At 67.6% G+C, this 22,348-nt stretch carries 25 protein-coding genes; 9 read left to right on the forward strand and 16 right to left on the reverse strand.

The window, feature by feature from the left end:
• Positions 1 to 174 precede the first annotated feature (174 nt).
• Together AC0IZS_RS03145 and AC0IZS_RS03150 are read left to right on the forward strand one after the other, a co-directional pair.
• Positions 175 to 816, forward strand: coding sequence for a DUF4166 domain-containing protein (locus AC0IZS_RS03145; RefSeq protein WP_471634309.1), 642 nt, complete (start codon positions 175 to 177; stop codon positions 814 to 816).
• A gap of 5 nt (positions 817 to 821) precedes the next feature.
• The gene (locus AC0IZS_RS03150; protein WP_471634310.1) at positions 822 to 2,279 is read left to right on the forward strand and encodes a TIGR01777 family oxidoreductase; all 1,458 of its coding nucleotides are present in this window, start codon (positions 822 to 824) and stop codon (positions 2,277 to 2,279) included.
• Positions 2,280 to 2,449: 170 nt separating this feature from the next.
• Here AC0IZS_RS03150 and AC0IZS_RS03155 read toward each other — a convergent pair whose 3' ends face one another.
• Positions 2,450 to 3,088, reverse strand: coding sequence for a cysteine hydrolase family protein (locus AC0IZS_RS03155; protein WP_471634311.1), 639 nt, complete (start codon positions 3,086 to 3,088; stop codon positions 2,450 to 2,452).
• A gap of 97 nt (positions 3,089 to 3,185) precedes the next feature.
• On the opposite strand from AC0IZS_RS03155, the gene AC0IZS_RS03160 reads away from it, so the two are divergent.
• A complete protein-coding gene (locus AC0IZS_RS03160) occupies positions 3,186 to 4,151 on the forward strand; it encodes a GlxA family transcriptional regulator (protein WP_471634312.1) in 966 nt (321 codons plus the stop codon).
• 173 nt (positions 4,152 to 4,324) lie between these two features.
• Here AC0IZS_RS03160 and AC0IZS_RS03165 read toward each other — a convergent pair whose 3' ends face one another.
• A complete protein-coding gene (locus tag AC0IZS_RS03165) occupies positions 4,325 to 5,296 on the reverse strand; it encodes a TerC family protein (protein ID WP_471634313.1) in 972 nt (323 codons plus the stop codon).
• 19 nt (positions 5,297 to 5,315) lie between these two features.
• Positions 5,316 to 5,822 (reverse strand): universal stress protein, encoded by a 507-nt coding sequence (locus AC0IZS_RS03170; RefSeq protein ID WP_471634314.1) that lies wholly within the window; start codon positions 5,820 to 5,822, stop codon positions 5,316 to 5,318.
• A 143-nt stretch (positions 5,823 to 5,965) separates the two neighbouring features.
• On the opposite strand from AC0IZS_RS03170, the gene AC0IZS_RS03175 reads away from it, so the two are divergent.
• The 4 genes from AC0IZS_RS03175 (at position 5,966) to AC0IZS_RS03190 (ending at position 10,451) form a co-directional block, all read left to right on the forward strand.
• Positions 5,966 to 6,850, forward strand: coding sequence for a LysR family transcriptional regulator (locus AC0IZS_RS03175; protein WP_471634315.1), 885 nt, complete (start codon positions 5,966 to 5,968; stop codon positions 6,848 to 6,850).
• A gap of 133 nt (positions 6,851 to 6,983) precedes the next feature.
• Positions 6,984 to 7,913, forward strand: a complete 930-nt coding sequence (locus tag AC0IZS_RS03180; RefSeq protein ID WP_471634316.1) for a hypothetical protein — start codon at positions 6,984 to 6,986, stop codon at positions 7,911 to 7,913.
• A gap of 398 nt (positions 7,914 to 8,311) precedes the next feature.
• Positions 8,312 to 9,253 carry an RNA polymerase sigma factor RpoH gene (rpoH, locus tag AC0IZS_RS03185; RefSeq protein WP_471634317.1) on the forward strand — a complete coding sequence of 314 codons (942 nt, stop codon included), beginning with the start codon at positions 8,312 to 8,314 and terminating at the stop codon, positions 9,251 to 9,253.
• 130 nt (positions 9,254 to 9,383) lie between these two features.
• The gene (locus AC0IZS_RS03190) at positions 9,384 to 10,451 is read left to right on the forward strand and encodes a Bug family tripartite tricarboxylate transporter substrate binding protein (RefSeq protein ID WP_471634318.1); all 1,068 of its coding nucleotides are present in this window, start codon (positions 9,384 to 9,386) and stop codon (positions 10,449 to 10,451) included.
• Between the two features lie 63 nt (positions 10,452 to 10,514).
• Here AC0IZS_RS03190 and AC0IZS_RS03195 read toward each other — a convergent pair whose 3' ends face one another.
• The 5 genes from AC0IZS_RS03195 to AC0IZS_RS03215 are packed head-to-tail and all read right to left on the reverse strand — an operon-like array spanning position 10,515 to position 14,691.
• Entirely contained in the window at positions 10,515 to 11,132 is a 618-nt protein-coding gene (locus AC0IZS_RS03195; protein ID WP_471634319.1) for an SCO family protein, read from the reverse strand.
• An 11-nt stretch (positions 11,133 to 11,143) separates the two neighbouring features.
• Positions 11,144 to 12,046 carry a heme o synthase gene (gene cyoE, locus AC0IZS_RS03200; RefSeq protein ID WP_471634320.1) on the reverse strand — a complete coding sequence of 301 codons (903 nt, stop codon included), beginning with the start codon at positions 12,044 to 12,046 and terminating at the stop codon, positions 11,144 to 11,146.
• Positions 12,043 to 13,233: a COX15/CtaA family protein gene (locus AC0IZS_RS03205; RefSeq protein ID WP_471634321.1), complete on the reverse strand. Its 1,191-nt coding sequence runs from the start codon at positions 13,231 to 13,233 to the stop codon at positions 12,043 to 12,045. The genes cyoE and AC0IZS_RS03205 overlap by 4 nt, the downstream gene beginning before the upstream one ends.
• Entirely contained in the window at positions 13,230 to 13,982 is a 753-nt protein-coding gene (locus tag AC0IZS_RS03210; protein WP_471634322.1) for a hypothetical protein, read from the reverse strand. Before AC0IZS_RS03210 ends, AC0IZS_RS03205 begins: the two co-directional genes overlap by 4 nt.
• The gene (locus AC0IZS_RS03215) at positions 13,924 to 14,691 is read right to left on the reverse strand and encodes an SURF1 family protein (protein ID WP_471634323.1); all 768 of its coding nucleotides are present in this window, start codon (positions 14,689 to 14,691) and stop codon (positions 13,924 to 13,926) included. The genes AC0IZS_RS03210 and AC0IZS_RS03215 overlap by 59 nt, the downstream gene beginning before the upstream one ends.
• A 15-nt stretch (positions 14,692 to 14,706) precedes the next feature.
• On the opposite strand from AC0IZS_RS03215, the gene AC0IZS_RS03220 reads away from it, so the two are divergent.
• On the forward strand, positions 14,707 to 14,940 hold the full coding sequence (locus tag AC0IZS_RS03220; RefSeq protein ID WP_471634324.1) for a twin transmembrane helix small protein: 234 nt from the start codon (positions 14,707 to 14,709) through the stop codon (positions 14,938 to 14,940).
• Positions 14,941 to 15,107: 167 nt separating this feature from the next.
• On the opposite strand, the gene AC0IZS_RS03225 is transcribed toward AC0IZS_RS03220, so the two are convergent.
• The 8 genes from AC0IZS_RS03225 to AC0IZS_RS03260 form a co-directional block, all read right to left on the reverse strand.
• A complete protein-coding gene (locus AC0IZS_RS03225; RefSeq protein WP_471634325.1) occupies positions 15,108 to 15,989 on the reverse strand; it encodes a cytochrome c oxidase subunit 3 in 882 nt (293 codons plus the stop codon).
• 77 nt (positions 15,990 to 16,066) lie between these two features.
• The gene (locus AC0IZS_RS03230; RefSeq protein WP_471634326.1) at positions 16,067 to 16,306 is read right to left on the reverse strand and encodes a DUF2970 domain-containing protein; all 240 of its coding nucleotides are present in this window, start codon (positions 16,304 to 16,306) and stop codon (positions 16,067 to 16,069) included.
• Positions 16,303 to 16,929 (reverse strand): cytochrome c oxidase assembly protein, encoded by a 627-nt coding sequence (locus tag AC0IZS_RS03235; protein ID WP_471634327.1) that lies wholly within the window; start codon positions 16,927 to 16,929, stop codon positions 16,303 to 16,305. The genes AC0IZS_RS03230 and AC0IZS_RS03235 overlap by 4 nt, the downstream gene beginning before the upstream one ends.
• A gap of 22 nt (positions 16,930 to 16,951) precedes the next feature.
• Positions 16,952 to 17,071 carry a cytochrome oxidase small assembly protein gene (locus AC0IZS_RS03240; protein ID WP_471634328.1) on the reverse strand — a complete coding sequence of 40 codons (120 nt, stop codon included), beginning with the start codon at positions 17,069 to 17,071 and terminating at the stop codon, positions 16,952 to 16,954.
• A gap of 6 nt (positions 17,072 to 17,077) precedes the next feature.
• The gene (ctaD, locus tag AC0IZS_RS03245) at positions 17,078 to 18,709 is read right to left on the reverse strand and encodes a cytochrome c oxidase subunit I (RefSeq protein ID WP_471634329.1); all 1,632 of its coding nucleotides are present in this window, start codon (positions 18,707 to 18,709) and stop codon (positions 17,078 to 17,080) included.
• 30 nt (positions 18,710 to 18,739) lie between these two features.
• On the reverse strand, positions 18,740 to 19,909 hold the full coding sequence (coxB, locus tag AC0IZS_RS03250; protein WP_471634330.1) for a cytochrome c oxidase subunit II: 1,170 nt from the start codon (positions 19,907 to 19,909) through the stop codon (positions 18,740 to 18,742).
• A 60-nt stretch (positions 19,910 to 19,969) separates the two neighbouring features.
• A complete protein-coding gene (locus AC0IZS_RS03255; protein WP_035205801.1) occupies positions 19,970 to 20,446 on the reverse strand; it encodes a DUF2244 domain-containing protein in 477 nt (158 codons plus the stop codon).
• A gap of 149 nt (positions 20,447 to 20,595) precedes the next feature.
• Positions 20,596 to 21,543: a class I SAM-dependent methyltransferase gene (locus AC0IZS_RS03260; protein WP_471634331.1), complete on the reverse strand. Its 948-nt coding sequence runs from the start codon at positions 21,541 to 21,543 to the stop codon at positions 20,596 to 20,598.
• Here AC0IZS_RS03260 and AC0IZS_RS03265 point away from each other — a divergent pair.
• The gene (locus tag AC0IZS_RS03265; RefSeq protein WP_471634332.1) at positions 21,542 to 22,315 is read left to right on the forward strand and encodes a phosphoribosyltransferase family protein; all 774 of its coding nucleotides are present in this window, start codon (positions 21,542 to 21,544) and stop codon (positions 22,313 to 22,315) included. The two genes, AC0IZS_RS03260 and AC0IZS_RS03265, sit on opposite strands and share 2 nt — an antisense overlap.
• Positions 22,316 to 22,348: the final 33 nt, after the last annotated feature.

The raw sequence follows: 22,348 nt of genomic DNA on the forward strand, positions 1-22,348 counted from the left end.
TGCCGGCGTGGGGGTGACCTGTTGCCAGCGTTGACAACACAGCCTGCGCGCACTGTAAACGAAGTATGCAGGCCGTTGGTGAAAAGTCCAATGAATCAAGGACTTGCGGTGGTGTGGAGGGTTGGCCCGGTTTTCGCAGAAGAGGGATCAAGCAGCCCCCACAGGAAACCCGCCATGCCCTCCACCGCCCTGACCTCCTTCGCCCCCGCAGCCGACGCCGCCCGCCACCTGGACCTGGCCGACTACGTGGGCGCCGCGGGCTGGGCCCGCCTGCCGGCCGCGGTGCGCCGGCGCTTCGGTGCCAATCACCCGGACGTGGACTACACCGGCCGCATGGACCTGCGCTGCTCCGCCATCGGCCGCATCTACGCCAGCCTGTCGCGCGCCTTCGGAAGCCCGCTCACCAGCCTGCAGGCCCGGGGCCTGGCGGCCACCGTGCGGGTGCGCGGCAATGGCCTGGGCGGGGTGGTGTGGGAGCGGGTGTTCGGCGAGGCCACTGGCGCAGCCACCGTGCGCTCGACCAAGGAACCCGGAGCACGAGGCCAGCTGACCGAGCGCACGGACGGTGGCCTGGCCATGGCCCTCGATGTCTTCGAGGAGGACGGCAGCCTGGTCTTCCAGAGCCGCCGCTTCTTTCTGGCGCTGGGCCCGCTGCGCATCCCGGTGCCGCACTGGCTGTCGCCCGGGCAGTGCCGCGTGACCCACACCGACCTGGGCGGTGGCGACTTCCGCTTCACGCTGTCGATGCAACACCCGCTGTGGGGCGAGACCTTTTACCAATCGGGCGTCTTTTCCGATCCCCTCCAAGTCGAATGAGCAGCATGCAAGCCGTTTTCATCCTCCTGTCCGTCCAGTCGGTGCTGGGCGCCTTCGACAACCTCTGGCACCACGAATGGCAGGCCCGCCTGCCCCAGCGCGTGTCGGCCCGCCGCGAGCTGGCGCTGCATGCGGCGCGCGAGGCGCTGTACGGCTTGGTCTTTGTGGGTCTGGCCTGGTTCGAATGGCCCGGCGCCATGGCCGGCGTGCTGGCGCTGGTACTGGCGGCGGAAATAGGGGTCACGCTGGCCGACTTTCTGGAAGAAGACCGCACGCGCCGGCTGCCGCCCTTCGAGCGCCTGCTGCACACCGTGCTCACCATCAGCTATGGGGCCTTCGTGGCGCTGATGGTGCCGGTGCTGCATGATTGGGCATCGATGAACACCGCACTGCACTTCCATCCCCACGGCTGGGTCTCCTGGCTCTTCACGCTGTACGGCGTGGGCGTGCTGGCGTGGAGCGTGCGCAATGTGCGCGCCGTGCGCCGGCTGGGGCGCTCGGCCGCGCAGCAGGCATCGCCGCCCACCCCCGGGGCACACACGCCGCCCTCGGGACCGGCGGTGCTGGTGACCGGTGCCACCGGCTTCGTGGGCAGTGCCCTGGTGCGGCAGTTGCAGGCCGAGGGCCGGCGCGTCATCGCCCTGTCGCGCGATGCGCGCCAGGCACAGGCCCTGTTCGGCCAGGGCGTGTGGGTGGTGGAGCACCTGGACCAGATCCCGAGCGAAACCCGCATCGGCGCCGTGGTACACCTCGCGGGCGCCCGGGTGCTGGGCCGGCCCTGGACGGCCGCGCGCCGGCGCGAGCTTGTCGAGAGCCGCACGCAGGTGGCCATGGCCCTGGTGCAACTGATGCGGCGGCTGCAGCAGGTGCCCGAGGTGCTGGTCAGCGCGTCGGCCGTGGGCTACTACGGTGCGGCCAACAACCTCGATGGCGCGGCCCTGGCCGAGGACGGCCCGCCGCGGCCGGGAGAGTTCCAGTCCGACCTGTGCGTGGCCATCGAGCACGAGGCCCGGCGCGCCGAAGCCCTGGGCGTGCGCGTGCTGCGGCTGCGCCTGGGCGTGGTACTGGGCCGGGGCGATGGCGCCTACCCCATGCTGGCATTGAGCGCCCGCTTCGGGCTGGGCGCGGTGCTCGGTACCGGCCGGCAGCCGGCGCCCTGGATCCACCTGGCCGATGCGCTGGGGCTGATCCGCTTTGCCCTCACGCACCCGGCGCTGGAGGGTGCCGTCAACGCCGTGGCGCCGGACACCCCGTCGCAGGCGGGCTTCAGCCGGGCGCTGGCGCAGTCCTTCGGACGCCGGGTTTATTTGCGCATGCCGGGGGCGCCGCTGCGCTGGCTGCTGGGCGAGATGTCGACCCTGCTGCTCGACGGACAGAACCTGGAGCCCCGGGCCGCGCTGCAGGCCGGCTACCGCTTCCAGCACCCGACCCTGGCCGGGGCGCTGCGCGACCTGGCCGGTTGAAGGCGAACTCAGAGGCTGGGAATTTTTTGGCCGTGACCGAAGGGCGCGCCAAAACGCCTCGGATCTAGGCGCAAAGCACAGCCATAGCTCGGGCTATGGCGAGCATTTGCAACGACGAGCCGGGGTGTTTTGGCGTGCAAGGCGGGCGTGGACGAAAGATTCTCAGTCTCTCAGGCGCGGGCTGCGCGGGCGCGGCCGCGCTGGTTCGACACCACCACGTTGTCCTTGGCCAGGGCCTGGCCATCGCGCACCGCCGCCACCCAGCCCTCGGTGCTGGCCACCGCCGCGAAGTTGCTCTGGAAGACGACGCTGAAGACCCGGTGGATCTCCTCGGCGCTGGCGTAGCCCGCCGCGTTCTCGTAGGGCAGCGCGCCCGTGGCGTCGGACAGGAACTCCACCGCCAGCCCGCGGTGCATGGCTTCGAAGGCGGTGGACGCATCGCAGTTGTGCGTCATGTAGCCGACGATGCTCAGCGTGTCGATGCCGTTGTCGGCGACCCACTGCGCCAGGTCGGTGCCGGTGAACGCGCTGGGCGTGGCCTTGGTGATCAGGTGGTCGCGGTGGCGGCGCGCCACCTCGGGGTGCAACTGGCCGTTGTGCGTATCGGCCTGGAATACCGGCGCGCCCTTGGGCGCATGGTGCTGCACCACCACCACCTTGAGGCCGGCGGCACGGGCCTCGTCCATGGCGCGCAGGATGTTGGGCAGGCTTTGCGCCACGGGCGGGAATTCGATGGGCAGCAGGCCGCCTTCGAAGTACTCGTTCTGCACATCGATGACGATCAGGGCGCGACGGGGTGCGGTGGACATGGTCGGTGTTTCCATTGGGTTGCGATGGATTGAATCTTAGGCAGCGATGCCCCTGGCCGATAGCGGCCCGAATGCCAATTATCGATAGAATCGGGCCATGATCGTCTCCCAGCCAGAAACCGTCGCCGTGCTCGCCTTCGACGGCATCAGCCCCTTCCACCTGTCGGTGCCGTGCCTGGTCTTCGGCGAGGACCGCGACGAGGACCGCAGCCACCGCTTTGCGCTCTCGGTCTGCGCCGCAACGCCCGGAGCACTGCGCACCAACGCGGGCTTTGCGATCCACGTTGCGCACGGGCTCGACATCCTGCGCCGGGCGCAGATCATCGTCGTGCCCTCGTGGTTCGACGACACGCGCGCGGCACCGCCGGAACTGCTGGAGGCGCTGCGCCGCGCACACCGCCGCGGCGCCACCATCGTGGGACTGTGCCTGGGGGCCTTCGTGCTGGCCGAGGCGGGTTTGCTCGAAGGCCGCACGGCCACCACCCACTGGTACCTGGCCGAGCGCTTTTCCGAGCGCTACCCCCACGTGGTGCTGCAGCCCGAGGTGCTGTACGTGGACCATGGCGACGTGCTCACCTCGGCCGGCACGGCCGCCGGCATCGACTGCTGCCTGCACCTGCTGCGCGTGCGCCACGGTGCCGACGCGGCCAACCGCGCGGCGCGCCGCATGGTGGTGGCCCCGCACCGCCAGGGCGGCCAAGCGCAGTACATCGAGACCCCCGTGCGCGCCGCGCCCGAGCGCGACCGCCTGGGCCCCGTGGTCGACTGGATGCTGCACAACCTGCAGCAGCCGCACGACCTGGATGCCCTGGCCCAGCGCGCCCTGATGAGCCGCCGGAGCTTCACGCGCAACTTCCGCGAGGCCATGGGCACCCCCGTGGGCCAGTGGCTGCTGCACCAGCGCCTGGCCCTGGCCCAGCGCCTGCTGGAGACCACCGAGGAATCCATCGACACGGTGGCCGACAAGGCGGGCTTCGGCACCCCGGCCTCGATGCGCCAGCACTTCGCGGCGGCGCTCCAGGTCTCGCCGCAGGCCTACCGCAGGCAGTTCCGCACGACCTGAGAGGCTGAGAGTCTTTCGTCCATGCCCGCCTCGCACGCCAAAACGCCCCGGCTCGTCGTTGCAAATGCTCGCCATAGCCCGAGCTATGGCTGTGCTTTGCGCCTAGATCCAGTGCGTTTTGACGCGCCATTCGGACACGGCCAAAAAACTCCCAGCCTCTGAGACCGCACGCTTCACCATGCGCTGCGCGAGCGCCTGGGGAGCTTGAGGCTCAACACCACGGACACCAGGATGATGGCGCCCACGATCGCCAGCGACCACTGCGTGGGCATGTGGAACCAGGGCGTGGCCAGCATCTTGCCGCCGATGCAGACCAGCACCAGCGCCAGGCCGTACTTGAGCAGGTGAAAACGCTCGGCCATGTCGGCCAGCAGGAAGTACAGGGCTCTGAGGCCCATCACGGCGAAGATGTTGGATGTGAAGACGATGAACGGGTCGGTGGTCACGGCGAAGATGGCGGGGATGCTGTCCACCGCGAACACCAGGTCGCTGGCCTCGATCATGACCAGCACCAGGAGCATCGGCGTGGCATGGCGCACCCCGCCGATGCGCACGAAGAAGGCCTGGCCGTGGAAGCCCGGTGTGATGCGCAGGTGACCGCGCAGCCAGCGCAGCAGGGGGTTGTGGTCCAGGTCGGGCTTGCGCTCGGCCAGCACCAGCATCTTGATGCCGGTGACCACGAGGAACAGGCCGAAGACGTAGAGCACCCAGGCAAACTCCGACACCAGCCACACACCGCCCAGCACCATGGCGGCGCGCATGGCGATAGCGCCCAGCACGCCGTACAGCAGCACGCGGCGCTGCAGCTGCGGCGGCACCGCGAAGTAGCCGAAGACCATCACGAACACGAACATGTTGTCCACCGACAGGGCCTGCTCGATCAGGTAGCCGGTGAAGAACTCCAGCGCCTTGCGGTTGGCGACCTCGCGGCCGGCCACGCCGTCCAGGTACCACCACAGCAGCGCGCCGAAGCTGGTGGCCAGGGCCACCCAGGCGACGGCCCAGCCCGCCGCCTCCCGGGGCGACACGCGGTGCGCCTTGTTGCCGCCCAGCACGAACAGGTCCAGCGCCAGCATGGCCAGCACGAAGGCGATGAAGCCGGCCCACATCGGGCCGGTGGCCAGGGTGTCGATGCTGCTGGTCATCGCCAGGCCCTGCGCCCACTCAGCTGGCGGCCATCCACAGCACCAGGATGCCCGCGCCCACGCCCGCGGGTATGCCGAAGCGCTCCAGCTTCGATGCGGGCTCGCCGGCGATCACCTCCACGGGCACGCTCGTGCGCTCGATCACCTGGTTGGTGACCGAGTTCTCGACCATGCGTACCAGCGAGCTCTTGCGCGCCGTGCTCATGACGATGCCGTCGCAGCCAAGCCGGCGCGCGGCCTCCACGATGCAGTCGGCCTTGTCGCCGACCTCCATGTGTACGGTGTAGGGGATACCGGCGCCGTCCAGCGCCTGGCGCACCGGCGCCAGTGCCAGCGCGGCCTGCTCCCTGTGGAACTCCGTGCGGTCGCTCTTGCTGCTGAAATCGCAGACATGCTGGGAGAACGGCGGCTGCACGTTGAGCACATGGATCGCCAGATCCCGGTTCTTCGCAAACTCGCCGATCACATGGCGCAGGCCATGCAACGAGTTGGCGGAACCATCCGATGGAACAAGGACTCTCAACATGGCTGTCTCCTTCCGATTGGTCGGTGTGGTGGCCCGCCCCACGGCCACCCTGTGGTCTGCGTGCCTGGCCCCACGATAGCCAGGCGCCCGCTTTGTGAAAGCAGCGAATTGGGAAGCGACAGTTCTGAAAAACCGGACATTGCATGGGCTCCGACTTCAGCTACCGGCACCTGTACTACTTCTGGGTCGTCGCCAAGGAGGGCGGTGTCGCGCGCGCCGCCGAGCGCCTGGGCATGGCCGTGCAGACCGTGAGCACGCAGGTGCGCGAGCTCGAGCGCGCGCTCGGCTACGCCCTGCTCAAGCCCTCGGGGCGCGGGGTGGCGCTCACCGACGCGGGCCTGGCCGCGATGCGCCAGGCCGAGCAGATCTTCCAGCTCGGCGAGCAGTTGCCCGCCGCCGTGCGCGATGCGGCCGGCGCCCCCACGGTGCGCCTGGTGGTGGGCATCTCCGACCAGTTGCCCAAGCTGGCGGTGCGCAGCCTGATGCAGCCGGTGATGCAGGCACCGCACCTCAAGCTGCTGTGCCTGGTGGACGAGTTCGAGGACCTGCTGGGCGACCTGGCGCTGCACCGGCTTGACGTGGTGCTGGCCGACCGCCCCGCACCGCCCAACCCCAGCCTCAAGGTCTACAGCCACCCCCTCACCGCATCGGCCCTGGCCTGGTACGCGCCGCCTGCGCTGTACGCGGCGGCCCGGCGCGGCTTTCCGCAGTCCCTGGCCAAGGTGCCGGTGCTGCTGCCCACCACCCATGCGGCCGTGCGCCCCCTGCTCGACCAGTGGTTTGACCGCATGGCGATCCGGCCGAACCTGACCGGGGAGTTCGAGGACAGCGCCCTGCTCAAGACCTTTGGCGCTGCGGGCATGGGCGTGTTCCCGATGGCCGGCCTGGTCCACGACGAGCTGACGGCGCACTACGGCGTGCGGCGGCTGGGCGCCTGCGAGGGCGTGGAAGAGCACTTCTTTGCCATCGCCGCGCACAAGAAGGTGCTGCACCCGCTGGTGGAGCGGCTGCTGCCGACCAGCCGTTAGCGGACTGCCCTGCTCAGGGGCGGTTTGCGCCTTGCGATGGCGCCAAATCCATCGGTTGTATCGGTATCACCTGTTTGCGGGATAGCACACTATGATCGCGCGCAACAAAATGATTCAGGGAGGACTGTTTCCGATGCTGTCAAAGCCGATTCTGGTAGCGGCCGGGCTGTATGCCATGGCCATTCTCGCGAGCCTGAGCACCCTGGGGGGCGTGGGCGCATCCGGCGGCTATGCCGCAGGGCTGCTGCTCATCCCCATGCTCGTCTTGCTGCTGCCACCGATCCGCCAACGGATCCTGGCGCGCACCCCCCTCTTCCCTTCCCCCGGCTGGAGCGTGGGCATCGTGCTGGTGCTGATGTTCCTGCAGATGAGCAGCTTCGGCAGCGCCACCGAGGAAAAGCGGCTGCAGGACGAGGCCACGAAGCAGCAGGAGGCCGCTGCGCGCATTGCAGCGGTGAAGAAGGAGCGCGAGGCCGAGTACGCCGCCAACAAGTCGAAGATCATCGCCGAGGTGGAACGCCAGCTCGCAGCAGGCCAGGCGCGCGAAGCCCACGCCACCATCACCAAGTTCATGGGGGTGACGCGCGACCCCGACCTGGGGCGCCTGCAGTCGCGCGCCGAGGTGCAGGTGATGAAGCTGGAGCTGGAGAATGCGAACACCCTCTCCAACGACCGGCTGGTGCAGATCTACCGCACGCTGATCAAGGAAGAGCCCGGCAGCCGCCTGCTCTACCAGGGCAAGCTCGAGACGATAGAGACGCAGCAGGCAGCCGAGAAGAAGTTCCAGGAAGAGGTGGCGCGCTCCGCCGCCGTGAAGGCCAAGTACGAGGCCCAGTTCAGCCCGTGGAACGGCGCGCACCGCAACGTGGAGACGGCAGTCAAGGCGGCCATGCGCAACCCCAAGAGCTATGAGCATGTCGAAACCCGCTACAAGGTGACGGATGGCGGAATGACCGTGTTCACGAAATACCGTGGCACCAACGCCTTCAATGCCGTCGTCACCAACACCGCCGTCGCCACGGTGGATGCCGAGGGCACCGTGCTCAGCCTGAAAAACCAGTGACCCCGGAGGCCGCCGTACGCCGGCGGCGCCAGGCCATGCCCATGGGGCTGCGCCCAATCGAAGTGAGGACTCACAATACGAACGCGATTGTCGGCCCGGCGCCTCCACCGTCGCCAGGGCCCATGGCGGCCCCAGGTCCAGGGCACCTTCACCACCCCGCAAAGCGGCGGCTGTCGCAATTCACGACATGCCCTTGGGCAGGACTCCTACATCCGACCCAAAGCAAGCCCCATAGACTGGTTTTTCAGACAGACTGGGATGCGGGTAAGCAACCCGGCAGGCGCCAACCCCCCGGAAATCGCCCCCTGCAAACACCCAGGCCCGGCATGGGAACTTCGGCCTTAGCACTCACTCCAAGAGAGTGCTAATATCATGCCTTAGAGGAAAGGATTCCCGGAATGAACATTCAATCTGGAACCGCTACGACGACTTTGGCCCCGGCTAACCCGTGGGCGCTGGTGCCCCCGCTGGGCAACCTGGACGCCTATATTTCGGCCGTCAACCGCCTGCCCCTGCTCACCCACGAGGAAGAGCAGACGTACGCACGCGCGCTCAAGGACAACAACGACCTGGACGCCGCCGGCCGGCTGGTGATGTCGCACCTGCGCCTGGTGGTCTCCATTTCGCGCCAGTACCTGGGCTATGGCCTGCCGCACGGCGACCTGATCCAGGAAGGCAACGTGGGCCTGATGAAGGCCGTCAAGCGCTTCGACCCCGACCAGGGCGTGCGGCTGGTGAGCTACGCCATGCACTGGATCAAGGCGGAAATCCACGAGTACATCCTCAAGAACTGGCGCATGGTCAAGGTGGCGACCACCAAGGCCCAGCGCAAGCTGTTCTTCAATCTGCGGTCCATGAAGCAGGGTTTCAAGGCCGACGCGGCCGCCGCCGATGCCGCCACGCACCGTGACACGCTGTCGGACAGCGAGATCGACTCGGTCGCGCAGCAGTTGAACGTCAAGCGTGAGGAAGTCATCGAGATGGAAACCCGCATGTCGGGCGGCGATGTGCTGCTCGACCCGAGCCCCTCCGACGATGGCGAGCAGGCCTTCGGCCCCATTGCCTACCTGGCCGACGCCGCCCATGAGCCCACCGCCATGATCGAATCGCGCCAGCGCGACTACCTGGCCACCGATGGCATCGCTGCCGCCCTGTCCGACCTGGACGAGCGCAGCCGCCGCATCGTGGAAGAGCGCTGGCTCAAGGTGAACGACGACGGTTCGGGCGGCATGACCTTGCACGAGCTGGCAGCCGTTTACGGCGTCAGCGCCGAGCGCATCCGCCAGATCGAAGTTGCCGCCATGAAGAAGATGAAGAAGGCGCTGGCGGAATACGCATAAGCAGCGCCACGCTTTGGCACAGGGGCCGCGTTAACATCGCTGCTTCGCGGCAAAAGCGCCTCCAACAAAAGGGCCCCGTCGGGGCCCTTTTGCTTTGGCGTTGCAGCCGCTGCAGATCACTTTCAAGGAGATGCTCTTGTCACGCCCTGTTGTTCCCCGCCGTGCCACCCTGGCCCTCGCGCTCGCTGCCCTGTCGTCGCCCTGGGCCATCGCCCAACAGCCCCCGCAAAAAGCGCCGGCAGCCAAACCCGCTGGCGCAGCAGCGCCTGCAGCAGCAGCAGCCCCCCTGGCCTGGCCGACCAAGCCGGTGCGCATCATCGTCGGCTTCCCGGCCGGCTCCTCGCCCGACCTCACGGCCCGCACCATCGCCGAGCCCCTGTCCAAGGCGCTGGGCCAGCCGGTGATCGTGGAGAACAAGGTGGGCGCGGGCGGCAACATCGGCGCCGACGCCGTGGCCAAGGCGCGTGACGACCACACCATCGGCCTGATGATCAACGGCAACATGACCATCGCCAAGATGCTCAACCCCGCCGTGCCCTACGACCCCATCAAGGACCTGGCACCGCTGAGCCTGATCGGCACCTCGCCCCTGGTGCTGACCGCGCCCGTGAGCCAGCCTGGCGTGCCGGCCACGGCCGATGCGCGCGAATTCTTCGTGGCCGCGCGCAACGGCGGCGACAAATGGAGCTACGGCACCCCCGGCGTGGGCACCGTGGGCCACATCGGCACCGAGCTGCTCAAGTCGCGCAGCAACATCAACCCCGTGCATGTGCCCTACCCCGGCTACCCCCAGGTGGCCACGGCCATGCTCGGCGGCCAGTTGCAGATGGCGCTGCTGCCCCCGGCCCTGGCCCAGGCCCAGATCAAGGCCGGCAAGCTGCGCGCCATCGGCGTCACCTCCTCGGGCCGCAGCCCGCTGGTGCCCGACGTGCCCAGCCTGGCAGAGGCCGGCATCACCAACTACAACCTGGAGATCTGGAACGCGTTTGCCGCCCCGTCCACCATGCCCAAGCCCATCCAGGCCAAGGTGGCCGCGCTGATCAGCGAGATCGCGCGCAGCCCCGACGTGCGCAGCAAGCTGTTCCAGCAGGGCTGGCAGGTGGTGGGCACCTCGCCCGAAGGCCTGGCCAACCGCATCAAGGCGGACACCAACCTGCTGGGTGGGGTGATCGCCATGCGCGGCATCAAGGCCGAATAAGTCCACCAACCCCGAAGCCCTCCCCGCCTGCCAAGGCGACGGAGGGCTTTTTTGCGGGTGTGCTCAGGCGGCGCTCAGCAACGCGCGCACGTCCTCGGTCAGCGCCTGGGCGCCGCTGCCATAGCGGTTGTAGATGCGCAGGCGGCCGGCCGGGTCATAGACGTAGCTGCCGGCCGAGTGGTCCATGGTGTAGCTGGTGGGGGTCTTGCCTTCGACCTTCTTGTAGTAGATCTTGAAGTCCTTGGCCACGGCGGCGAGTTGCTCGGGCGTGCCGCGCAGCGCGAGGAAGCTCGGGTCGAAGTTGGCCATGTAGGCCTTGAGCACCTCGGGGGTGTCGCGCTCGGGGTCGACGGTGACGAACAGGCCCTGCAGCCGATCACCGTCCTTGCCCAGGGCCTTTTTCACCTCGGCCAGTTCGGCCATGGCGGTGGGGCAGACGTCGGGGCACTGGGTGAAGCCAAAGAACACCACCACCACCTTGCCGGCAAAGTCCTTCATGCTGCGCGCCTGGCCGTTGTGGTCGGTCAGCGGCAGGTCGCGGGCGTAGTCGGCGCCGGTCACGTCCACGCCGCGGAACTGCAGCGCCTGCCCCTTCTTGTCGAAGCAGGCGGTGAGCAGCGCGCCGCCGGCAAGTGCTGCGGTGCCCAGGGCGATGGCTTTCAAGGCGTTTCGTTTCTGCATGGTGTGGGGCTTCAAAGCACGTAGTGGTCCACCAGCAGTGCAGCGAACAGCACGCTCAGGTGGATGAGGGAAAAGCGGAAGGTCTTGCGCGCCAGTTCGTCGGAGTACTTGCGCCACAGCGCAAATCCATAGCCGCAAAAGCCCGCGGAGAGCAGCACGGCGGCGATCAGGTAGATCCACGAGCTCATGCCGTAGACGAAGGGCATCAGGCAGCCCGCGAACAAAATCAGCGTGTACAGGAACACCTGCAGCCGCGTGAACTCGTTGCCGTGCGTCACGGGCAGCATGGGCAGGCCGGACTTGCGGTAGTCCTCCACGCGGTACAGCGCCAGGGCCCAGAAGTGCGGCGGCGTCCACAAGAAGATGATGAGGAAGAGGATCAGCGCCTCGGGTCCCACGTCGCCCGTCATGGACGACCAGCCCAGCACCGGCGGCATGGCGCCCGAGGCGCCGCCGATGACGATGTTCTGCGGTGTCAGGGGCTTCAGGATCACGGTGTAGACGACCGCATAGCCGACGAAGGTGGCGAAGGTGAGCCACATGGTCAGCGGGTTCACGGCAAAGTACAGCAGCGCGGAGCCGGCGGCGCACAGCACGGCCGAGAACAGCAGCGTCTGCGTATTGGACAGCTCGCCTTTGGCAGTGGGGCGCCAGGCGGTGCGCTTCATCTTGGCGTCGATGCCCTGCTCCACGATGCAGTTGAAGGCGGCGGCCGCACCGGCCACCAGCCACACGCCCAGGCAGGCGATGGCCATGCGCCCGAGCTGCGCGCCGGTGGGCAGGCCGGGCACGGCCAGCACCATGCCGATGAGCGCGCAGAACACGATGAGCTGCACCACGCGCGGCTTGGTGAGGGCATAGAACTGGGCCACGCGCGATGGCGGCGAGATAACGGCGGCGGGGGCGACACTCATGCGGACACTCTTCTCGATGCGCGCGAAGGCGCTGGGTTTTCGTCTTCTTGCGGTGCGGTGGCCGCGCGGCTGGCTGCCAGCGCCCAGGTCAGCACCACCACCATGGCGGCAGCGCCGCCGGTGTGCAGCACGGCGGCCAGCAACGGCCAGCCGAGCACGACGTTCGACAGGCCGGTGGCCAGCTGTGCCAGCGCCAGCGCCAGCAGCCAGCGCGCCTGCACCGGCAGCACGGCGGCTTTGCGCAGGCGCCAGACCAGCGCCAGCAGCGCGGCCAGCACCACATAGGCCATGAGCCGGTGCACGTAGTGGATGGCGGTCAAGCCGGCAAAGCTGATGTGGCTGCCGTCCTGCAGCAGCCCCAGTTTGCGCCAGACCTGGAAGCCCTGGGCAAAGTCCATGGTGGGCCACCAGCTCCCCTGGCAAGTGGGGAAACCGGTGCAGGCCAGCACGGCGTAGTTGGTGCTGACCCAGCCGCCCAGCACGATCTGCACGGCCACGAGCACCGTGGTCCATACCAGGCCCTGGCGCAGCGCGGGGGCGATGCGCTCGGCCACCCGGCCCTGGGCCCAGTGGGCGTGGCGCACGGCCTGCACGCACAGCAGGGCCAGCAGGACCAGGCCGCCGATGAGGTGCAGCGTCACGATGGCCGGAAACAGCTTCATGGTGACCGTGAGCGCGCCGAAGGCGCCCTGCAGGCACACCCAGAACAGCGTGAAGGTGGGCCACCAAGGGCTGAGGGGTGGCTCGGCCACGCCCTGCTGCCTGGCCTGGCGGCGCTGCACCCAGGAGGACACGGTGATCACGATGATGAGCACGCCCACGCCCGTGGCCAGGTAGCGGTGCACCATCTCCACCCAGGCTTTGCCGTGGGTGACAGGGCCCGTGGGCATGGCGTCCTGCGCGGCGGCGATCTCGGCGCGCGCGCCCACCGGGCTGGCGCTGCCGTAGCAGCCGGGCCAGTCGGGGCAGCCCAGGCCCGAATCGGTGAGCCGCGTGAAGGCGCCGAACAGCACCAGGTCGAAGGTCAGGAACAGCGTGAGCACGGTGAGCGCCTGCAGGCGCCGAAGGGGCGTACTGTTGCGGTTGCGCAGCCACACCCAGACCAGCGGGCCGAGGGCGATCAGCACGCCCAGCAGCATGAGCCGGGCCAGCGGCGCCAGGTCGTACAGGGGCTGGGCGTCGGTCATGGCTTGGCGGGCCGGCCGGCCTCGTCCCACGAGGAGGACGCACGCAGCAGGCGGTCGAGGTCGCGCTTGGCCTTGGCCGCGCCGCTGCTGTCCATGGCGGCGGGAAAGCGCATCATCCAGTTGCCCATGGGGTCGACCACGTACAGGTGGTCCGGCAACGCATGGCCCTGGGCCGGGGCCAGCCAGGCGGCCACGCCCTCGGGGGCCAGGCGCATCACGGTGGCTTGCTGCAGGGCCGGTGCCAGCAGCGGCGGCGGCAGCGCGGCGTCGTTGACGAGCCAGACCCACTCCACGCGGTCCTTCTCGCGGCCCAGGGTTTCGCGCAGCTGGCGCTGCAGGTACAGGTGCTTCTGGCAGGGCTCGTTGCAGTCACCGCCGGCCACGCTGACCAGCAGCCACTGGCCCTTGAGCGAGGCCAGCGGCACGGGCTTGCCGTCGAGCGCGGTGCCTACCAGGTCGGGCATGGTGCGCTGGGGGTTGATGAGCTCGCCGTAGACGCGGCGACCCTCGGGCCGGATCACGTAGTAGGTGAAGTACGAGGCGATCACCGGGGCGGCGCAGATCAGCAGCACGCCGAACATCTTCAGGCGGCCATGGCGCGTGCGCTGGCTGCCGGCGACGGCATCGCCCGCCTCGGGCAGGCTGTGCACCGTGAGCCCCAGCGGGTGGGCCGCGCCGTTGCCGGGGCGCTCAGGCGCCTGGCTGGCGGCGTGGGCGAAGGAAGCGTCGGACGATTTGGAACCAGACATAGAGAAGTGCAATCAGGCCGCAGAGCCCGAACCATTGAAATGCGTAACCGTAGTGTTTGTCGACGCCCGCGCCGATGACGGGCCAGTCGCGCAGCAGCCCTTCGGCGGCAGCCCCGGTCTGCAAGACCGTGAGGGGCGCCAGCGCAAGGCCCGTCTCTGCCCCGAAGGCAGCCAGGTCGAGATTTTGCCGGATGCGGGAAGACCCCTTGGCGCTGTCGCCGCCCTCGAACTCGTACAGGCGCGAAGGCGGCAGCGCCACGCGGCCGGCGACCTGCACCACGCCTGCGTCCGTCTGCACCGGCGGCAGCTGCATGCGGTCCTGGAAATTGCGCGGCGCCCAGCCGCGCTGCACCAGCACCACGGCACCGGAATCGACCAGCTGCAGGGGCGTGAGCACGAAGAAACCAGGCCGGCCCTGCATCTGCCGGTTGTCCAGGTACACGGTGTGCTGCGCCAGCCAGCGGCCTTGCAGGGCCACGGTGCGGTGTACCAGGGCCTGCTGCGCGTCGGCGGAGGCCGGAGCCAGCAGCGCCTGGCCGCCGATGGCCGGCTGGCGCGTGCGCTCGTCGATGCGCGCCTGCAGCGCCTCTTTCTCTGCCGCGCGCGAAAGCTGCCAGCGCCCGAGCGAGGCCGTGGCCAGCATGCCGGCCAGCGCCGCCAGCAGGATCAGCCAGAAAAGCGGGCCCAGGGCGCGTTGCGTGTGGGTCACGGGATAATGTGCTCCATGAAATACCTCGTTGTGCTGGCCTTCATCGCCATCCTGGCCAGCCTGGCCTCGGCCCTGTTCTTCATGATGCGTGGCGGCAAGAATGCCAGCGACGACAAGGCCAAGGGCCACCGCATGGCGTGGGCGCTGGCCATCCGGGTGGGGCTGTCCATCGCGCTGTTCCTGTGCATTCTCGTCGCCTGGCAACTGGGCTATATCCAGCCCACCGGGCTGCCTGCCAGCACACGCTGATACGGATTTGCCTTCAACCGTCTAACGTCGTTGGTTCACCTTGCCGTGCTACAGCACTGTCTGCGGCTCCCGCCTAGTTATACGATTGAATGCAAATCCGTAGGAGAACCTGCCAGGGACGGCACAAAAAAAGCGCCTCGCGGCGCTTTTTTCATGGGTGCCGGACATTACATCCAGTAGACCAGCACGTACAGGCCGAGCCAGACCACGTCCACGAAGTGCCAGTACCAGGCAGCGCCTTCGAAGCCGAAGTGCTTCTCGGGGGTGAAGTGGCCCTTTTGCAGGCGCAGCGTGATGAACAGCAGCATCAGCATGCCCAGGAACACGTGGAAGCCGTGGAAGCCGGTGAGCATGAAGAAGGTGGAGCCGAACACGCCCGAGCTGAGCTTGAGGTTCAGGTCGGTGTACAGGTGGTAGTACTCGTAGCCCTGCACGCACAGGAAGACGAAGCCCAGCAGCACGGTGGCCCACATGAAGGCGATGGTCTTGCCGCGGTGGTTTTCGCGCAGCGCATGGTGGGCGATGGTCAGCGTCACGCCCGAGGTCAGCAGCAGCGCGGTGTTGATGGTGGGCAGCCAGAAGGGGCCCACGGTCTGGAAGGGCTCGACGATGCCGGCAGGCGAGGCCGTGGCGCCGGCAGCGATGCTGGGCCACACGGCCTTGAAGTCGGGCCACAGCAGCGCGTTGTCCAGGCTGCCCAGGGCCGGCACCGAGTGCGCGCGCGCCCACCACAGGGCCGAGAAGAAGGCGCCGAAGAACATCACCTCCGAGAAGATGAACCAGCTCATGCTCCAGCGGTATGACAGGTCGATCTTGTGGCCGTACAGGCCGCCTTCGCTTTCGCGGATGGCGTCGCCGAACCACTGGTACAGCACGAACAGCCACCAGACCATGCCCAGCGCCAGGGAGTACTTGCCCCAGTCGTGGCCGTTGATCCACTGGCCCGCGCCCAGGATCACGAAGAACAGGCCGGCAGCCGCCATCGCCGGGTGGCGCGACTCGGCGGGCACGTAGTAGTACGGTGTCGTTCCGTGGCTTGATGCACTCATTTCAGCTCCTGAATCTCAAAATCTTTTGTTATCGGTACTCGTGGGGCGCTCGGTATCTGTCTTTGCCTATGCCGCCGTCACACAATGAAATTCACCAGGGCGATCAGCCCGATCACCAGCAGGAACACCGCGACCAGCCCGACCACGATGATATGCACCGGGTTGAGCTTCTCGACGTCCTGCGCATACTCGCTGCCCTTGCGCAGGCCGATGAAGGACCAGGCCACGGCGCGGATGGTGCGCAGCAGCGAGCCCTTGCGCTGCACGGGCGACGGCGCCACGGGAGCGGGGTGGGGCAGTACCGGCTTGTCGGTCATGATCCGGCTCCTTGCGCAGGGTGCTGCAGCGCGGGGGCTGCCGCCGTGGATTCGGGCGCCGCGGGCGTCTTGCCGCCCACCTCGAAGAAGGTGTAGGACAGGGTGATCGTCGTGACGTCCTTGGACAGGCGCGGGTCGATCACGAAGGCCACGGGCCACTGCTTCTTCTCGCCGGGCTCCAGCACGTACTGGTTGAAGCAGAAGCACTCGAGCTTGTTGAAGTGCGCCGCCGCCTGGCGCGGTGCGTAGCTGGGGATGGCCTGGGCGGCCATGCGGCGGTTCTGCACGTTCTGGAACTCGTACATCACCGTCGTCAGCTCGCCGGGATGCACCTGCACCGAGCGCTGGGCGGGCTTGAAGTCCCAGGGGCCGCGCGCATTCGCGTCGAACTCGACGGTGATGGTGCGGCTCTTGTCCACCTGCGTGTTGGCGGGCACCTTCACGTCCTTGCCGGCCACGCCGTTGCCAGGCACCTGGCGCTCGGACAGCGACAGGATGTTGATGCCCGTCATCTCGCAGATGTGCTTGTAGATGGGGATCAGCACGTAGCCGAAGGCGAACATGCCGGCCGCGATCACGACCAGCTTGCCGACCATCTTGGCGTTTTCGCGGCGCAGGTTCATGGCGTGGGGCTCAGTGTCTTCTTCAGCGGGAGGACAAGAGGACCATCTTGACCATGAACCCGACGAAGAAGGCGGCAGCGATCGACGCCAGGATCAAGCCCAGGCGCAGGTTGCTCTTCTTCTGTTCGGGGGTCGTGGGCATGGTGCTTTAGCCGATCACGCGGGTCGCGGTAGCGTCCAGCTTGGGCGGGGTTTCGAAGGTGTGGAACGGTGCGGGCGATGGCACTTCCCATTCCAGGCCCTCGGCGCCGTCCCAGGGCTTGGCGGGGGCTGCAGGGCCCTTGCCCATCATCGCGGGCAGCACCACGGCCAGGAAGAAGTACACCTGCATCAGGCCGAAGCCAAAGGCACCTACCGAGGCGATGGCGTTGAAGTCGGCGAACTGCATCGGGTAGTCGGCATAGCGGCGGGGCATGCCGGCCAGACCCAGGAAGTGCATCGGGAAGAAGGTGATGTTGAAGGTGATCAGCGAGCCCCAGAAGTGGATCTGGCCGCGCGTCTCGGAGTACATGTGGCCCGTCCACTTGGGCAGCCAGTAGTACACGCCTGCGAACATCGAGAACAGCGAGCCAGCCACCAGCACATAGTGGAAGTGGGCCACCACGTAGTAGGTGTCCTGCAGCTGGATGTCGATCGGGGCCATGGCCAGGATCAGGCCGGTGAAGCCGCCCATCGTGAACACGAAGATGAAGCCCACAGCGAACAGCATGGGGGTCTCGAACGTCATGGAGCCGCGCCACATGGTGGCGATCCAGTTGAAGATCTTCACGGCCGTGGGCACCGAGATCAGCATGGTGGCGTACATGAAGAACAGCTGGCCGGTCACGGGCATGCCGGTGGTGAACATGTGGTGCGCCCACACGATGAACGACAGGATGGCGATGGACGAAGTGGCATACACCATGGAGGCATAGCCGAACAGCTTCTTGCGCGCGAAGGCGGGCACGATCTGGCTCACGATGCCGAAGGCCGGCAAGATCATGATGTACACCTCGGGGTGGCCGAAGAACCAGAAGATGTGCTGGTACATCACCGGGTCGCCGCCGCCGGCGGGGTTGAAGAAGCTGGTGCCGAAGTGGCGGTCCGTCAGCGTCATGGTGATGGCACCGGCCAGCACGGGCATCACGGCGATCAGCAGGTAGGCGGTGATGAGCCAGGTCCAGGCGAACATGGGCATCTTCATCAGCGTCATGCCGGGGGCGCGCATGTTGAGGATGGTCACGATGATGTTGATCGAGCCCATGATGGACGAGGCGCCCAGGATGTGCATGGCGAAGATGCCGGCGTCCATCGAGGGGCCCATCTGCAGCGTCAGCGGTGCGTACAGCGTCCAGCCGGCAGCGGGTGCGCCGCCGGGCATGAAGAACGAGCCCACCAGCATGGCCGCGGCAGGAATCATCAGCCAGAAGCTGAAGTTGTTCATGCGTGCGAAGGCCATGTCGGATGCGCCGATCTGCAGCGGGATCATCCAGTTCGCAAAGCCAACGAAGGCCGGCATGATGGCGCCGAACACCATGATCAGGCCGTGCATGGTGGTCAGCTGGTTGAACAGCTCGGGGTTCACCAGCTGCAGGCCGGGCTGGAACAGCTCGGCGCGGATCAACAGGGCCAGTACGCCGCCGACCATGAGCATGGTGAAGGCGAACAGCAGGTACAGGGTACCGATGTCCTTGTGGTTGGTGGCATACACCCAGCGGCGCCAGCCGGTGGGGCCATGGTGGCCATGGTCGTCGTGTGCGTGGTCGCCACCGTGCCCGTGGTTGTCGAGAACTGCGCTCATTGTGAATTCCTCAATACGTTGGGGCGGTGATTACTTGCCACGCTGGGCGACGATTTCGGCAGGCTGCACCAGCTGGCCGGTCTTGTTGGACCAGTTGTTCTTGGTGTAGCTGGCGACGGCCGCCAGGTCGGTATCGCTCAGTTGGGCCCATGAAGGCATGGCGCCATTGGCTGCGCCCTTGAGCAGGATCTGGATCTGCTTGGCATGGTCGGTGTCGAGCACGATGGCCGAGCCGTCCAGCGGCTTGATCGGGCCAGCGCCCTTGCCGTTGGCCTGGTGGCAGGCGGCGCAGTTGGCGGCATAGACCTTCTCGCCGCGCTTGAGGATGTCCTCCAGCGTCCAGACCTTGGTCGGGTCGTCGAGCTTGGCGGCGGCCTTCTTGCGCTGCTCGGCCACCCAGACGGTGTAGTCCTCGGCGGACACGACCTTCACGTGGATGGGCATGTAGGCGTGTTCCTTGCCGCACAGCTCGGCGCACTGGCCGTAGAAGTCGCCAATCTTCTCGGCGCGGAACCAGGTGTCGCGCACGAAGCCGGGGATCGCGTCCTGCTTGATACCGAAGGCCGGCACCATGAAGGCGTGGATCACGTCGTTGGCGGTGGTGATGATGCGGATCTTCTTGTTGACCGGCACCACCATCGGGTTGTCCACCTTGAGCAGGTAGTCGGCGGGCGCGTCGGCGACCTTGCCGCTGTCGGACATCACGCGGTGGCTGCTGTCCAGCGTGGAGATGAAGGCCAGGCCCTCGCCCTCGCCGGTGATGTAGTCGTAGCCCCACTTCCACTGGTAACCCGTGGTCTTGATGGTGAGGTCGGCATTGGTCGTGTCCTTCTGGGCCACCAGCACCTTGGTGGCGGGCAGGGCCATGAGGATCACGATGATGAAGGGAACGATGGTCCAGACCACTTCGACGGTCACGGACTCATGGAAATTGGCGGCCTTGGCGCCCTTGGACTGGCGATGCTTCCAGATGGAATAGAACATCACGGCGAAGACGGCTACGAAGATCACCGTGCAGATGACCAGCATCATCCAATGCAGGAAATGCTGCTCCTCGGCAATCTTGGTGACCGGAGGATGCAGATTGAGCTGGTTGACTGCGGGACCGCCAGGCAGGTCTTGAACGGCATGGGCAACGCCGCCTACCCATGTACCGGCAATCAGCAGCAGAGAAGCCAGCTTATTGGAAATGCTCTTCATAGTTCTCACTTACTTCTAAGCCTCAAATTAACCAATCCCTGCTGGCGCGCCTGCGTGGGGTCAGGCTGCGCGCAAGGCCATGCGGATCTCCGATGCCAGGGCCGGCCGAAGCTCGGGGCGCACATAGCGCCCCACTTCCACCGATCGGCCCTGTGCAGACAAGGTGATCAGCGACCGGTCGCCGGTCTTGGGTTCTACGCGAACCCAGCTCCGGTCGAATTCGGCGCGCTCGAGCTTGCCTGCTGTCTCCAGCTCCACCACCAGGCGCGAGCCCTGCAGTGAAATCCTCTCGCCATCGGCCGCATGACGTCCGTACATGGCGAATGCCAAACCTACAACTGCCATCTCCAGCCACGCGAAGGGCATGACCAGACGGGCTCCGAGCATCCAGAAGAACGTTGCAATGCCCAGTGAAACCGAACACAGCGACAGGTACATCCAGCCCATCTGCGCGGGGGTGACCGAGCAGTTGCGGGCCAGGCGCCAATCGATGCGCTGACCCGAGACAGTGGCAAAACGAAAAACCAAGCCTGTCACCGGAGGTGCCCACAAGACTGCCGGCTGCAGACCACGCCAGCAAAGACACTGGCGCGGCATGCGCAGCCCGCCACGTTGCGCGGGAAGATGCCCGAAATCCCAATAACCCTGAATTGTAGCGTGCCTTGTTCCATGTCATTGACAGGCAGCTACCCGGTACTTCTACCGGTACCGGTGGCCAGCATGGCCCGCATGTCCTGCAAGGAAACGGCGCTGCTGGCGCTCATTTTCAGGCGTGGCGCGGGCTTGAAGGCGTGGCCGTAGATGATCTCGAAAGTCAGTGCCAACTGCCCGCCCTGGGCCGGGTCGGCCAGGTGCTGCAGCAGCGCCGCATGCAGGCGCTCGCGCCAGCCGCGCCCGCGCAGGGCGCCGAAGCGGCCGGGGTGCAGGTTGCAGCCGAGCTCGCGCAGCTCCTGCAGCAGGCGCTCGGGCGTGGCGAAGGTGAGCGTGATGCGCTCCATGTCCATCACCGGCTCGGCAAAGCCGGCATGCACCAGCATGTCGCCCCAGTCGTGCATGTCGGTGAAGGCATGGCCGGCCGGTGGCCAGCCCATGGCGGCGTACACGCCATGCAGTTCGCGCGCGGTATCGGGCCCCAGGCAGGAGAACATCAGGTAGCCGTCCGTCGCCAGCGCGCGGTGCCACTGGGCGATGAGGGCCTGCGGGTCGGCCGCCATGTGCAGCGCCATGTTGGCCCAGAGCATCTGCACGCTGGCATCGGACGGCAGGCCCAACGCCGGTGCCGGCCCGGTCCAGCGCGCCGGGCTCCACCAGGGCCGGGCCAGCGCCTGCTCGGCCGCCGGCACGCAGTGCGCAGCGGTCTCGGCCACCTGGCAGGCGGCCTTGGGGTAGCGGGCGCTCACCAGCACGTGCCCCTGCAGGCCGCCGCGCACGGGGTCCCAGTGGCACCAGGACGCGGGGGCCTGGCGTATCCACTGCAGGCGGTCCTCCATGCGGCGGGCCACCTCTTCATGGAGCCAGGGGGCGGCGGCGGGCGCGGCGGCATGCCAGCGGGCCGCGGCAAGGGGATCGATCGTGGGGGGGCGCTGTGGGCATGTCGTAGGAACCGGCGGGGTCCAACGAGTATATTGACTCATGCAGTTCAAGGCGTTCACGGGGCTATCCAGGCGATGGGGGCTGGGCCGCGGGCTCGGCGCGCTGGCCGGCGCCTTGCCCAGCCAGTGTGCCGTGTGCCACGCCTGGCCCGCCACGCGCATCTGCCCGGCCTGCACGGCCCGCTTCGCCCAGCCGGTGCCGCGCTGCACCCACTGCGCCCTGCGCGTGCCCGAGGGTGTCACGGTGTGTGGCGCCTGCCTGCGCGTGCCACCGGTCTTCGAGCGCTGCCTGGCTGCTGTGGACTACGCCTACCCCTGGTCCGGCATGCTGGCCGATTTCAAGTTCCGCGCCGACCCCGGCTGGGCCGCCGCACTGGCCGCGCTGATGCGCGGCACCCCGGGGCTGGCGCCCATGCTCGACAGGGCCGACCTGGTGCTGCCCATCCCCCTGTCGGCCGAGCGGCTGCGCGAGCGCGGCTTCAACCAGGCCCTGCTGCTGGCCCGGCAGCTCGCGCCCGCCAAGGCGCACCCCGGCCTGCTGCTGCGCCTGCATTCGGGAGATGTGCAGGCACACCAGGTGCAGCTTACGCGCGCCGAGCGGTTGCGTAACCTGCGCGGCGCCTTTGCCGTGGAGCCCGCCCAGGCCGCCGCCCTGCGTGGCCGGCGCACCGTGCTTATCGACGATGTGATGACCACCGGCGCCACCCTGCACGCCGCCGCCACGGCGCTGCGCGAGGCCGGTGCGGCATCCATCGGCGCGGTGGTGTTCGCCCGCACGCAGCGGCCACGCGACAGCGCCGGCGGCACCCCATGATTTGTTACAAAACCCGGCCGCAAGGGGCGCTGT

The organism is Acidovorax sp. AC410, from assembly GCF_979253235.1.

Excerpts from the sequence above, each read along its gene's own strand:
- AC0IZS_RS03265 (WP_471634332.1), top strand. The coding sequence starts at position 21,542 with ATGCAGTTCAAGGCGTTCACGGGGCTATCCAGGCGATGGGGGCTGGGC.
- coxB (WP_471634330.1), bottom strand. The coding sequence starts at position 19,909 with ATGAAGAGCATTTCCAATAAGCTGGCTTCTCTGCTGCTGATTGCCGGT.
- AC0IZS_RS03230 (WP_471634326.1), bottom strand. The coding sequence starts at position 16,306 with ATGACCGACAAGCCGGTACTGCCCCACCCCGCTCCCGTGGCGCCGTCG.
- AC0IZS_RS03150 (WP_471634310.1), top strand. The coding sequence starts at position 822 with ATGCAAGCCGTTTTCATCCTCCTGTCCGTCCAGTCGGTGCTGGGCGCC.
- AC0IZS_RS03235 (WP_471634327.1), bottom strand. The coding sequence starts at position 16,929 with ATGAACCTGCGCCGCGAAAACGCCAAGATGGTCGGCAAGCTGGTCGTG.
- AC0IZS_RS03155 (WP_471634311.1), bottom strand. The coding sequence starts at position 3,088 with ATGTCCACCGCACCCCGTCGCGCCCTGATCGTCATCGATGTGCAGAAC.
- rpoH (WP_471634317.1), top strand. The coding sequence starts at position 8,312 with ATGAACATTCAATCTGGAACCGCTACGACGACTTTGGCCCCGGCTAAC.
- AC0IZS_RS03220 (WP_471634324.1), top strand. The coding sequence starts at position 14,707 with ATGAAATACCTCGTTGTGCTGGCCTTCATCGCCATCCTGGCCAGCCTG.
- AC0IZS_RS03175 (WP_471634315.1), top strand. The coding sequence starts at position 5,966 with ATGGGCTCCGACTTCAGCTACCGGCACCTGTACTACTTCTGGGTCGTC.
- AC0IZS_RS03170 (WP_471634314.1), bottom strand. The coding sequence starts at position 5,822 with ATGTTGAGAGTCCTTGTTCCATCGGATGGTTCCGCCAACTCGTTGCAT.
- AC0IZS_RS03210 (WP_471634322.1), bottom strand. The coding sequence starts at position 13,982 with ATGTCTGGTTCCAAATCGTCCGACGCTTCCTTCGCCCACGCCGCCAGC.
- ctaD (WP_471634329.1), bottom strand. The coding sequence starts at position 18,709 with ATGAGCGCAGTTCTCGACAACCACGGGCACGGTGGCGACCACGCACAC.
- AC0IZS_RS03240 (WP_471634328.1), bottom strand. The coding sequence starts at position 17,071 with ATGCCCACGACCCCCGAACAGAAGAAGAGCAACCTGCGCCTGGGCTTG.
- AC0IZS_RS03225 (WP_471634325.1), bottom strand. The coding sequence starts at position 15,989 with ATGAGTGCATCAAGCCACGGAACGACACCGTACTACTACGTGCCCGCC.
- AC0IZS_RS03260 (WP_471634331.1), bottom strand. The coding sequence starts at position 21,543 with ATGAGTCAATATACTCGTTGGACCCCGCCGGTTCCTACGACATGCCCA.
- AC0IZS_RS03145 (WP_471634309.1), top strand. The coding sequence starts at position 175 with ATGCCCTCCACCGCCCTGACCTCCTTCGCCCCCGCAGCCGACGCCGCC.
- cyoE (WP_471634320.1), bottom strand. The coding sequence starts at position 12,046 with ATGAGTGTCGCCCCCGCCGCCGTTATCTCGCCGCCATCGCGCGTGGCC.
- AC0IZS_RS03165 (WP_471634313.1), bottom strand. The coding sequence starts at position 5,296 with ATGACCAGCAGCATCGACACCCTGGCCACCGGCCCGATGTGGGCCGGC.
- AC0IZS_RS03160 (WP_471634312.1), top strand. The coding sequence starts at position 3,186 with ATGATCGTCTCCCAGCCAGAAACCGTCGCCGTGCTCGCCTTCGACGGC.
- AC0IZS_RS03195 (WP_471634319.1), bottom strand. The coding sequence starts at position 11,132 with ATGCAGAAACGAAACGCCTTGAAAGCCATCGCCCTGGGCACCGCAGCA.
- AC0IZS_RS03180 (WP_471634316.1), top strand. The coding sequence starts at position 6,984 with ATGCTGTCAAAGCCGATTCTGGTAGCGGCCGGGCTGTATGCCATGGCC.
- AC0IZS_RS03205 (WP_471634321.1), bottom strand. The coding sequence starts at position 13,233 with ATGACCGACGCCCAGCCCCTGTACGACCTGGCGCCGCTGGCCCGGCTC.
- AC0IZS_RS03190 (WP_471634318.1), top strand. The coding sequence starts at position 9,384 with ATGCTCTTGTCACGCCCTGTTGTTCCCCGCCGTGCCACCCTGGCCCTC.